The sequence below is a fragment of the Collimonas fungivorans genome (genome assembly GCF_028292705.1).
Taxonomy (GTDB): domain Bacteria; phylum Pseudomonadota; class Gammaproteobacteria; order Burkholderiales; family Burkholderiaceae_D; genus Collimonas; species Collimonas fungivorans_B.
This window is the reverse complement of the sequence record NZ_JAQGLV010000120.1, coordinates 1-10,629: the sequence shown is the minus strand read 5'-3', so window position 1 is coordinate 10,629 and position 10,629 is coordinate 1. Positions and strand designations below refer to the sequence as shown.

Annotated in this window: 9 protein-coding genes; 2 read left to right on the top strand and 7 right to left on the bottom strand. The window is 61.7% G+C overall.

Annotated elements, in window-relative coordinates; all coding sequences use genetic code 11:
• A partial coding sequence (locus JWQ61_RS05850; protein WP_304359697.1) for an SDR family oxidoreductase occupies nt 1-674 on the bottom strand: 674 nt, incomplete at its 3' end.
• 119 nt (nt 675-793) lie between these two features.
• Between JWQ61_RS05850 and JWQ61_RS05845 the strand changes: the two genes are divergently transcribed.
• On the top strand, nt 794-1,753 hold the full coding sequence (locus JWQ61_RS05845; RefSeq protein ID WP_304359696.1) for a GlxA family transcriptional regulator: 960 nt from the start codon (nt 794-796) through the stop codon (nt 1,751-1,753).
• Between the two features lie 4 nt (nt 1,754-1,757).
• Here JWQ61_RS05845 and JWQ61_RS05840 read toward each other — a convergent pair whose 3' ends face one another.
• From JWQ61_RS05840 to JWQ61_RS05815, 6 genes are all read right to left on the bottom strand, one after another.
• On the bottom strand, nt 1,758-2,174 hold the full coding sequence (locus JWQ61_RS05840; protein ID WP_304359695.1) for a hypothetical protein: 417 nt from the start codon (nt 2,172-2,174) through the stop codon (nt 1,758-1,760).
• Nucleotides 2,175-2,284: 110 nt separating this feature from the next.
• The gene (locus JWQ61_RS05835; RefSeq protein WP_304359694.1) at nt 2,285-2,770 is read right to left on the bottom strand and encodes a hypothetical protein; all 486 of its coding nucleotides are present in this window, start codon (nt 2,768-2,770) and stop codon (nt 2,285-2,287) included.
• A 21-nt stretch (nt 2,771-2,791) separates the two neighbouring features.
• Nucleotides 2,792-4,765 carry a phosphocholine-specific phospholipase C gene (locus JWQ61_RS05830; RefSeq protein ID WP_304359693.1) on the bottom strand — a complete coding sequence of 658 codons (1,974 nt, stop codon included), beginning with the start codon at nt 4,763-4,765 and terminating at the stop codon, nt 2,792-2,794.
• A 198-nt stretch (nt 4,766-4,963) separates the two neighbouring features.
• Nucleotides 4,964-6,565, bottom strand: a complete 1,602-nt coding sequence (locus tag JWQ61_RS05825; protein ID WP_304359692.1) for a S10 family peptidase — start codon at nt 6,563-6,565, stop codon at nt 4,964-4,966.
• 42 nt (nt 6,566-6,607) lie between these two features.
• Nucleotides 6,608-8,167: a protease pro-enzyme activation domain-containing protein gene (locus JWQ61_RS05820; protein WP_304359691.1), complete on the bottom strand. Its 1,560-nt coding sequence runs from the start codon at nt 8,165-8,167 to the stop codon at nt 6,608-6,610.
• 190 nt (nt 8,168-8,357) lie between these two features.
• Entirely contained in the window at nt 8,358-9,617 is a 1,260-nt protein-coding gene (locus JWQ61_RS05815; RefSeq protein WP_304359690.1) for an MFS transporter, read from the bottom strand.
• A 575-nt stretch (nt 9,618-10,192) separates the two neighbouring features.
• On the opposite strand from JWQ61_RS05815, the gene JWQ61_RS05810 reads away from it, so the two are divergent.
• On the top strand, nt 10,193-10,629 hold a 437-nt coding region (locus JWQ61_RS05810), incomplete at its 3' end, for a condensation domain-containing protein (RefSeq protein WP_304359689.1).

The following is a 10,629-nucleotide window of genomic DNA, read 5'->3' as shown; positions in this document are numbered from 1 at the left end:
CCGGCGAGTGCGGCATCGACCAGGTCTTCCGCATCCATCACGATCTCTTGCGGCAGGTGCTGCACCGGCACGCCGGCGCGGTCCCAGAACGGCGTGCGGATGGCGCCCGGCAGCACGGCTTGCACCCGTATGCCTTTTGCACCGAGCTCATGATGCAGCGATTGCGTCAGCGCCAGCACATAGGCTTTGGTGCCGCCATAGGTGCCGTTCAGCGTTTCCGGCGACACCGCCACCATCGATGAAATATTGATGATGACGCCATTCTTGCGCGCCACCATCGCCGGTGCGACAGCGCGCGTCAGGCGGGTCAGCGCCTGCACATTCAATGTGATCAGGTCGTCAAGCTCCTCTGGCGTCGATTCGATCAGGCTCTTGGTCGCGCCGAGGCCGGCATTGTTGACCAGCATGGTGATGCTGGCGTCATCGGCAAGCCGCTGCTCGACGGCCCGCAAGTCGCTCTTGACGCTGAGGTCGGCCTTGATGACGTCGACCTTGCGGCCGGTGCCGGCAGACAATCGGCTTGCCAATTGATCCAGCTTTTCCTGGTTGCGAGCGACCAGTATCAGATCGTAGCCGCGACGCGCCAGGCGGTCAGCGTAGATGGCGCCGATGCCGGTCGATGCGCCGGTGATGAGGGCTGTGCCCAGGGTAGTAACGGTGGTTTGGGTAGACATTTTGTATCCTTGGGAAGTGATGCCGGACTGTCGGGCCAGCTGGTTTTAACGGTTGACAAGTCCAGTGTAGGAGTTCAGTCTATGTCCCAAGTGACATATTTACCTCGAATTGGGTCATCATGAAAAAATCCATCGCTTTTGTCGTTTTCGACGGCTTCCAGCTGGTCGACATGGCTGCCGTGTCCGTGTTCGAGCTGGCCAACGACTGCCCGGGCGGCCCGTTTTATGATGTCATGCTGCTGTCTGAACATGGCGGGCCGGTGCGCAGTTCGTCCGGCGTCAAGGTCGACAGCATTGCCTTCGATGCGCACGCCTACAATGTGCACGCCTACGATACGGTGATGGTCACCGGCTCCATGTCGCCGGTAGTGTCGTCGCCCCGCTTCCTCGATTTCCTGCGCCAGTCCAGCGCCGCTTCGCGCCGCACCGCCAGCATCTGCACCGGCGCATTCCTGCTGGCCGAGGCCGAGCTGCTGAACGGCCGCCGTGTCACCACGCATTGGGCGCAAGCGCGCGAACTGCAGCACCTGTATCCGAAGACGCGAGTTGAAGAGGACCGCATTTTCATCAACGACGGCGATATCTGGACTTCGGCCGGCATGACCGCCTGCATCGATTTGAGCCTGGCGCTGGTGGAGCAAGACCTGGGCACGGCCAACGCGCGCCTGATCGCCAGGATGATGGTGGTGTATCACCGCCGCAGCGGCGGCCAGTCGCAGTTTTCGGCGCTGCTGGAAATGGAAGCGAAGTCGGACCGGATCCAGAGTGCGCTCAGTTACGCCAAGCGTAACCTGGCGAAGGAATTGTCGGTGGATGAACTGGCCGATGCCGCCCATTTAAGCCGGCGCCAGTTCAGCCGGGCGTTCCGCAATGAGACCGGAAAATCGCCCGCCAAGGCAGTTGAAGCGTTAAGGGTGGAGGCGGCGCGCGCCATGCTGGAAGACAGCAGCCACTCGATCGATGTGGTGGCGAGGGAGACCGGCTTTTCGGATCCCGAACGCATGCGGCGCGCTTTCCTGCGCACGGTCGGGCAGCCGCCGCAAGCGGTGAAGCGTGCTTCGCGCGCAGCAAAAGCCTAGGGCTCTATTTTCCCAGCGTCCGGTCCTGGCGGATTGTCTCGTAGCCGTTCATGCGCCCGAGCGTGCGCTCGATCAGGCAATACTTCCTGGCGTTCTCCCGTTCAAGCGGCACGGTCTTGCTGTCGGCCTGGATCGAGCAGTCGAGCAGGATGGTTTTCTTCCAACCGACAAAATCGTCGGCAAGCTGCTGTTTCTCGGCGCCTGCCAGCAATTCCGAGGTCGACTGGTGCAGATCCGCGACGGCCTTGCTTTGCAGGGTCAGTTCATCGCCCAGGCAGGCTGATTTCGATTCCTCGCTGGCATTGGCTGCGGAATAGCAGGCTTTGAATATGTTCGAAAAATCGTGGCTGCCGGTAGCCGCCATCGAGGCCGCCGGAGCAAACAACATCGCGCTCGCAAGGCAAAGAAAATAGCGTTTCATGGCATCGCCCTTTTTGGGGATTGAAAAGACGGAAATAATGATTCTCCGCCATAAGCATGCCATGAGCCAGGTTTCCGTGCATTGCCGGCAGTAGTTGCAAGTATATGCAGTCAGTTATTCGTGGCCGGGTTCGGCAACGCCGTCCGCATCTCCGGCGCCGCCGCGCCATGGCTGTCCGCCAGCACCCTGGTTTGCACGATATCGCCGCAACGTAATTGCACCGCATTGCCGACCACCTTTTCCAGCCGCAAGTTGCCATCGAAAATCTGCGTTTCAGCAACCGTCATCGAGCCGCGCAGCGCATTGTTCAGCACCGCGAACCCGCCTTGCCGGTAGCCGCCCGCTCCGACACTCATCAGCTGCCACGAAGCCAGGCGCTCTGCGGAACAACCGGCAGCTGTGTTGGCCGTTACGCCGGCCGCGGCGCCGGGTTTTACCGGAGCCGCGCCATCGGCTGTTCTTGCTGCGACGCCTCCGGCTGGAAGCAGCACGACGGCGGGCCCGGGCAGCATGTCGGGGGCGGTCAGGTACACCAGCAGGGCAATGAATGCGATGCCGGTCAAACCCGCGCCCAGCGCAAATTTTTTCTCATTCATTGCACACCCTGCTGTCGTTGCCTACCAACGCAATACCGGCGGCCGGGTCAAGCCCTGGTGCCCCTCGGTATAACCGACCATCGACTGCATGAAATTGCTGTCGCCGCCCAGGCTGATCTTCAGGTCATACCAACCGCCGGTGGTGTTCAACTGCAGCGTCGCGGTCTGCTTCGCCGCTACCGTGACGGTCTGGGTGACGAGGCTGCCGGAAGTGATACGGTCCAGCACCGTAAACACCGCCGTATTCGTGGTGCCGCTGTTGTCGAACAGGATGCTGACCGCCTGCCCTACGCCATTGTTGCTCAGCTTCACTTGCGGTTCCGGCTGGCCTTGCCATGCGGTTGCGCTGAGATAGCCTTTGAAGCGCCGGTAGAACTGGTTGGGGCCGATCATCTCCAGGTCGTAATAACCGCCGCCATAGCTGATCACATGCCAGTAGTCGCTGGAGGTGGCGTTGGCCGCCATGGTGTAGATCCATGGATTGTCGCTGCGGTAGTTGTCAACATTGATTTGCAGCGGCGCCGGCTTGCTGCCGCCGTTGCTCCAGTTGGTCCACACTTGCTGCCCGGCGAAATCCTGCGTCAGCCAGCCGTTAAGCTGGTAAGGCTGCACACGCAACGGCTTTTGCCCCGCTTCGTAGGGCGGCATGACAGTGTTGGCCGCCGGCGGCGTTGCCTTGGGCAGGGTCTTCTGGGTGTTGGCCAGCGCCGCCAGCGCCACCGTGTCCGGCAATACCGGGAAACCCGTATTGCTGACCGAAAAATCGAAGCAGGAAGTCAGGTCGCCGCAGATGTCGCGCCGCCACTGGCTGATGTTGGGGCAGGTGACGCCGGTCCATTTTTCCAGGAACTGGATAGTCGAGGTGTGATCGAACACTTCGCTGGCGACCCAACCGCCGCGGCTCCAGGGCGAACAGACGATGGTCGGCACCCGCGAGCCGAGCCCGATCGGCACGCCGCTGACGAATTCGTTGGCGGTGCCGGCCGGCGGCGTCGGCGTGGTGACGTGGTCGTAAAAGCCGCCGTTCTCGTCATAGGTATAGATGAATACGGTCTTGGCCCACACTGCAGGATTTGCAGCCAGCGCCTGCAGGTACTGGTTGGCATAATCGACGCCGACGTTCGGCGAACCGCTGGGGTGTTCCGATTTTGCCGCCGGCGCGACGATCCACGATACCGCCGGCAAGGTGTCTTGCATCACGTCGTTCTGGAAATCGGCCAGCACCCGGGTCTGCACGCCGTTGATGTACAGCGGCGAATTGGTCGGCAGATTCTGGAACTGCTTGAACCAGGCCAGGGCGTTGTCGTCGTAGTTGTCGACTTCCTGGTAGGTGCGCCAGGAAATGCCGGCGGCTTGCAGCGCTTCTGGATAAGTTTGCCAGGTCAGCGAACCGTAGGTAAAACCGTTGGTGGTGGCCGGGCCGCCGTGCGCGCCTTGCGGGTCGATGGTGCCGCTCATCAGGTACAGGCGGTTCGGATTGGTCGAGGTCCGCGCCGAGCAGAAATAGTTGTCGCACAAGGTGAAGGCATCCGCCAGCGCGTAGTGGTAGGGAATGTCGTTGCGCGTCATGTAGGTGTGCGAATTCATACCCTTGTTGGGAATCCACTTATCGTTGCGGCCCTTGTTCCAGGCGGCGGTGCCGGTGTTCAGGTCATGCGGCACATCCGACAGCCACTGCGCCGAGGCGGTGCTGGAGTTCAGGCGCCATGGCGTGTACAGGGCGCCGGTGCTGTCGGCCTGGCTGAAGACGTTGCGGGTAGTGCCCTGGATGGTGGCGGCGTGATCGTCGTTGAAGCCGCGCGCGCCCTTGATGGTGCCGAAATAATGATCGAACGAGCGGTTTTCCTGGCACAGGATCACGACATGCGCGACCGAGCCCAGCGTGCCGCTGGCCGCGGGCGCCGCCAGCACTTGCTGGACGGCGGGAGGCAGCATGGATGCACCCATCGCCGCCACAGAATTTTTGAGGAATTTCCTACGACTTGAGTGCGCCATGTTGTTTCCATAGAGTAAGAATGGCCCGACTCTATACATGAAATATTACCCAACGGTGACGCTTGGGTGACGTCTCGATGACAGTCGAAGGAGCAGAGGAGCCGTTGCAGATCGGCATCCGGTTCGCACAACTGGCCGAGGGCGCTTATGTCGTTTTATTGGCGCCGCAGTCCGCAGTAGCGCCAGTTGCTGCCGATGCTAACCTGTCTTGAGCGTTTGCAGGATCCTGATCCGCGCCATCGCCTGATGGTCCGAGGTAGCGGCATCTATCATCGCCGCCACATCGGCTTTCAAGGCGGTGCGTGAAGCCGCTTCCAGGTAGATCATGTGGCCGGACGGATAGAATTTCGCACTCAGGTTCTTGCGCACGGCGGCATCGACCAGCGGCATTTTCTGCAGGTCCATCACGGTCTGGTAGAACGGCGTGACAAAATCGTAGTAGCCGTTGGCGGACAGCACTTTCAGATCGACGTTCAGGCTCATGGTCGCGGCCAGGTCGCCGGCCGTGTACAGGACGACGTCGCCCTTGGCGTCTATACCTTTTTGCGCGCCGGTCGGATCGATGTGGCTGAAATCCCAGTTCTGGAACGCCTTGTCGTTGAGGTCGGTAAACGCCGAATTCGACGTGAACTTCAAGCCGTCGTTCAGGTAGTTGTTCCACATCGCGGTATAGACCCCCGCTACCGCCGTCATGCTGGGATCGTTGCCGCCCGCATTCGGCGAGATGTCGGCGGCGATACCGCTGTCGATGCCGGTCACGCGGCCATCATAAGAACCCAGCGCCAGTCCCTGGCTCTGCAGCAGGCTGATCAGGAACAGCGTCCTGCCGTGGCTGTCGCCGGCGGTGATGTCCAGCCCCCAGGCCGTCAGGGTGGTCTGGTCGATGCCGGTGAAGTCGCTCAGTTTTTTCAGCACCGCCGGATCGGCCTTGGGAAATTTTTCCAGCGCCTTGGCGTAATCGCTCCGCGCAAACAGCGCTGCGCTCGCCATCAGCGCCGGCAGGTCGGCCGGCGGCGGCGCCAGGTGGGTTTTCTTGTGATACCAGGCGTCCGCCACCGCCGTCGGCAGCGCACCGACCGGATTGCCGGCTTGGGAATAATCGAGGATCGACGATTGCAGCGTGATGCCGTTCAGGTCCACGCCATCCTCGTGCAGCAGATACGACAGCACGGCGCTGCGCGGCGTGCCGTACGATTCGCCGAACAGGAATTTCGGCGAATTCCAGCGGTCGCTGGCGGTCAGGTAGCGCTTGATGAATTGCGTGATTGAGCGCGCATCCTGGTCGACGCCCCAGAAATCCTTGTTCTTGAACGGCGCGATGGCGGCGGAATAACCGGTGCCGACCGGATTGATGAATACCAGGTCGCTCTTGTCGAGCAGGCTGTCCGGATTGTCTTCCAGGGTATAAGGAGGCGGCGGCGTGAAGCCCGGCATGGAGGTCTTGATGCGCTTGGGCGCAAACGAACCCAGCAATACAAATACCGATGACGAACCCGGCCCGCCGTTATAGAAGAACGTGACCGGGCGGGTATTCAAGTCCTGGTCGTCGACGGTAAACGCCACGTAGAAAATTTTTGCAGCGGGTTGCGAACTGTCGGCATCGACCGCCACCAAATGGCCGGCGGTCGCCGTGTACTGGTAGGCGCGCTTGCCTATCGTCGTGCCGTGACGGGTGATCGCCGCATTTTCGCTGGCATCGGCCACCGAATCGCCCGGCCCGGTGCCGTAGGCGGTGGGGTCGAAACAAGGCTGGTCGCCAGCGGCGCCGGCGGCGCGGACCGATACATGGTTGATGCTCATGATCCCTCCTTCTTCGAAGCGTCGGCAGAACGCCGGCCGCTGCTACAACACGCTTGCCAGTTTCTTGCCGTCCGGGCTGCCCAGCCCGGTGCAGGCATCCCAGCCCGGCGCCGCGGCAAAATAACCGTTGTTGCCCTGCGTGACATCGCGGAAGGCGGCCTGCTGCCGGTACAGCTGCGGATTGACGAACCCGATCGCGCTGCCCTTGGCCGCGTTGATGCGCGCCAGCAGCGCCGCCCACAGCGGCGCCACGGCGCTGGTGCCGCCCACTACCGCGTCGGCGCCGTCGATATACACCTGGTAGCCGGTAACCGGATCGGCATTACCGGCCACGTCCGGCACGCCGCGCTTGGCCAGCGGCTGGCGCTTGCCATCGCTGCCGGTGAGCACCAGGCTCTGCTGCCAGACCGGCAGCGCAAACACCGCGCTGACGCCGCCACCGCCGGCGCCGCCTTGCGCGCCGCCGTTCCACACTACTTCGCTCTCGATCACCTGGCCGGACGCCTGCAGGCGGGTGCCGCCGCAAGCCAGCACATACGGACTGGATGCCGGAAAGTCGACATGGTTGCCGCCGGCCACGCCATCGCTGGAGCCGCTGTCGCCGGAGGCGACGCACACCGTCACGCCCATCGCCGCGGCAGCCTGCAGCGCCGTATTGAAAGCCTGCATGGCTTGCTGCGTCCAGCGCGGTTCGGCGCTGCCCCAGCTGATCGAGACGATGGACGGTTTGTTGGTATTGTCATGCACCGCGCTGTTAAGGGCGTTGAGGAAACCGGCATCGGTATTGGTCGAAAAATACACCACGAGATGCGCTTCCGGCGCCAGCGCGCCGGCAATCTGGATATCCAGCACCACCTCGCCGTCGGCGCCGTTGGCATCGCCGCTGGGCTGGTTGCCCGGACCGTTCACCGCGACCGCGGTGATCTTCGGCAGCGCGATGCCCAGTTTTGAAAAATAGGCTTGCTGGTCGGCTTCGCGGTAACCGCCGCCCAGCTCGATGATGGCTATGCACTGGCCTGCGCCGAGGTTGTCGGGAAAATCGTACAGGGACGAAAACTGGGTAGGCAGGAAGGAAGCGGTGGCGGCATTGCGCGGTGCGAAACGGATCGGCGGCTGCAGGCGGAACAGCGGGCGCGCCTGCGGGCGGTTGTCGAGGCCGACTACCGCTGTCACGATATCCTGCAGCTCGGCCGGGATGTGAACCGCGCCGGTGCGGCCGCGATAGCTGCCGAGATGCGATTCGTAGCGCTGCAGGTCGACATCGAATACCTGGTTGAACTGCGCCACGGTTCCCTTCAGGGTGACCGTGCTGCAAGCCGGATCTTCGCGCACCACCTGCAATCCGTGGTCTTGCGCAAATGCGGTGATCCGCGCCACGTCTTGCGGCGTGGCGGAAAATTTGCGGGCAAACTCTTCGCGTGAAAGATGCGTCGGAGCCGCTTCGCCTTTGCATTGCTTGTCGACGATATCGCACAATTCCTGGTCTGCGTTGCGGCGCAAGACAATCGTCACTTCGAGTTGTTCGGCGGGAGCGGCGCTGCCGACGATTTTGGCGTCGAAAGGAGCACTGCGTTCGCTGCCGGGGAGAGGGATTTTTGCCATGACTGTGGAACTCCGTTTCTGAAACAGATACAGGACGAACAGAAAAGCACAACCGCCATCTTCCTGCCTATGACAGCGTCACGTCTGTTTCAAGTCTGACCGATGCACAGAAGGACAGTTCCTTTCTGCATAGAAATATTCTACAGCGAATCGCCGTTTGCCATTTTGTGACGGCCAATTTGCAGCGCGGCTAGTTCCGCAGTTTCCTCAGTTTCGGATGCAGCAGCATGAGCATGGCGAACAGCGACAGCAGCAGGCCGCCGTACATGAACAACTGGGACGGCGTCACGTACAGGATCAGGTAACCGGCAAGCAGCGCCGACAGCGGCGCGATCGTGATCAGGACCAGCATCAGTATGCTGAGCACCCGGCCGTGCAGCTCGGTCGGGATCCGGCGCTGTATCCAGGTGAACAATCCGACCTGCACATAACCCGCGCCCACGCCGACCGCCAGCATCAGCGCCAGGCCGACCTCCAGCATATGGGTGAATCCCATGCCGAATACGGCCAGGCCCGCCAGGCCATCGATCACGCAGACCGCGACGCCAAGATGGACCACTTTCCTGGCGCGCAGGCCGGAAAATACGATGCCGATCAGCTGCCCCAGGCCGTTGGCGGCAATCAGTATCCCGAATGCCGAGGCGCCGCCGCCCAGCTGGCGGTCCACCCACAGCGGCAACCCGACCTGCACCGGACCGGCCAGCAGCAAGGTAACGACTGCCCAGTAACTGATCAGCGTCCTCAGCACGCCGTCGGACCACAGCCATTTTGCGGCCGGAACGATGGAGGCAAGCAGCGCCACCTGATGGTCCGGCGCCGGCTGCGCACGCGGCTGCAAGCGCGGCACGGTGACTGTGGCGAGCAGGAAACAGCACGCATTCAGCAAGAAAACCAATCCCAGTCCATCCGTCGACGCCGCCAGCAATCCGGCCAGGAGCGGCCCGCCCAGCAGCGAGACCTGGGTGATGCCCATCAATATCGCGTTAGCCGGCTGCAGTTGCCGCGGGTCGATCAGCCTCGGCAGTATGGCGACCCTTGCCGGAATCGCAAAAGCGCCCGCCAGTCCCATCCCGCAGGCAAACAGATACATCATCCACAGCGCCAGCAAGTCATACATCAGCATCACGCCGACTCCTGCCAGCAAGACCATGCCGCCGGCCGAGGCGCATATCAGCACGGTGCGCGGCGAGTGCCGGTCCACCAGCACACCGGCGACCACCAGGAACAGGATTTTTGGCAGCGCCATCACCGCCACCACCGTACCCAGGGCCAGGCTGTCGTTGCTCAGCTTCAGCACCAGCCAGGGCAATGCCACCGTGGTCAGCTGCTCCCCCAGGAATGCAGCGAAACAACCCAGCATCAGCAGCAGGAAACCGCGATGCATGAGTATCGGCGGCAACCCTGCCTGGCCGGCGGGAACCGCGGTTTCTGCTGCTAGTTCTTTGATCATCTCGGTCATGGCGGGAGCTTGTGCTTTCGAACCATCAGGCGTGGCGCGGGGGAGGAAAAACCGGCTGCCTGGGCTGCCGGTGCAAATGCCACATATCTTGCGAAAAATGCAATCAAAAGACTGGATGCGCATTAGTCTACTGGGATTTTCCGCAATGCAACAGCCTGTGAAAAGTGACAGTTTCCGCAATTCTTACTTTCTGTAAAGTAACTAAGTTGCTCCGTTTTTGCTTCGCTTCCTACTTGCAGCATCGTTGTCGCTTTTGCCTCGCAACCAGAAAATGCAGCGATTGACTGCCTTCCTGGCTGCCCTCGTCAAAGGTCGGTTACTGCAACGGGTGTCCCGACAATCTTGTTTTCCAAGCCAAGAGAATTCCATGCGCGCGCTCACCCTTCCGCAGCTTTGTCCATGTTCTCTCGCCATTGAGGCCGCCGCCTCCAGCTGCATCCCTTAAGACCTTGCTTCGACCCCGGAACTGACACCGCTTCCACAAAGTTGATGGACGCGGCGGCCTGGGAGAAGTAAAGCGCTTCCTTATTTTTCGAATGTACTCAAAACACTGCTTAGAGGGTTTTATGTCGAATCCGGTTGAAATATCTGTTGCACCAAGCGCGCTGGCCAACGACGCCCAAGCGTCCGTCCATGAACTTTCTTCCGTACAGCAGGTGGTCTGGCTGGACCAGCTGCTCAATCCCGGCATCCCCTACTACAACATCGGCCTGGCGGCAAAAATCGATGCCGCCATCGATCCGCTCGTACTGCAGCAAGCCATCCGCTATTTCGCGATGGAAAACGATGCCGCCCGGCTGGTACTGGTCAAGGCCGGCGGCGTGGCGCGGCAACAGGTGTTGCCGTCGGTGGATTTTGTCTTGCCGGTGCTGGATTTTTCCGCCGAAGCCGATGGCGACCAGCTCGCCCGGCAGCGCATGGAGCAAGTGTTCAAGCAGCCGTTCGACCTGCACGGCGGGCTGCTATGGAAAATGGAACTGATACGCGTGGGTCCTGCGCGCTA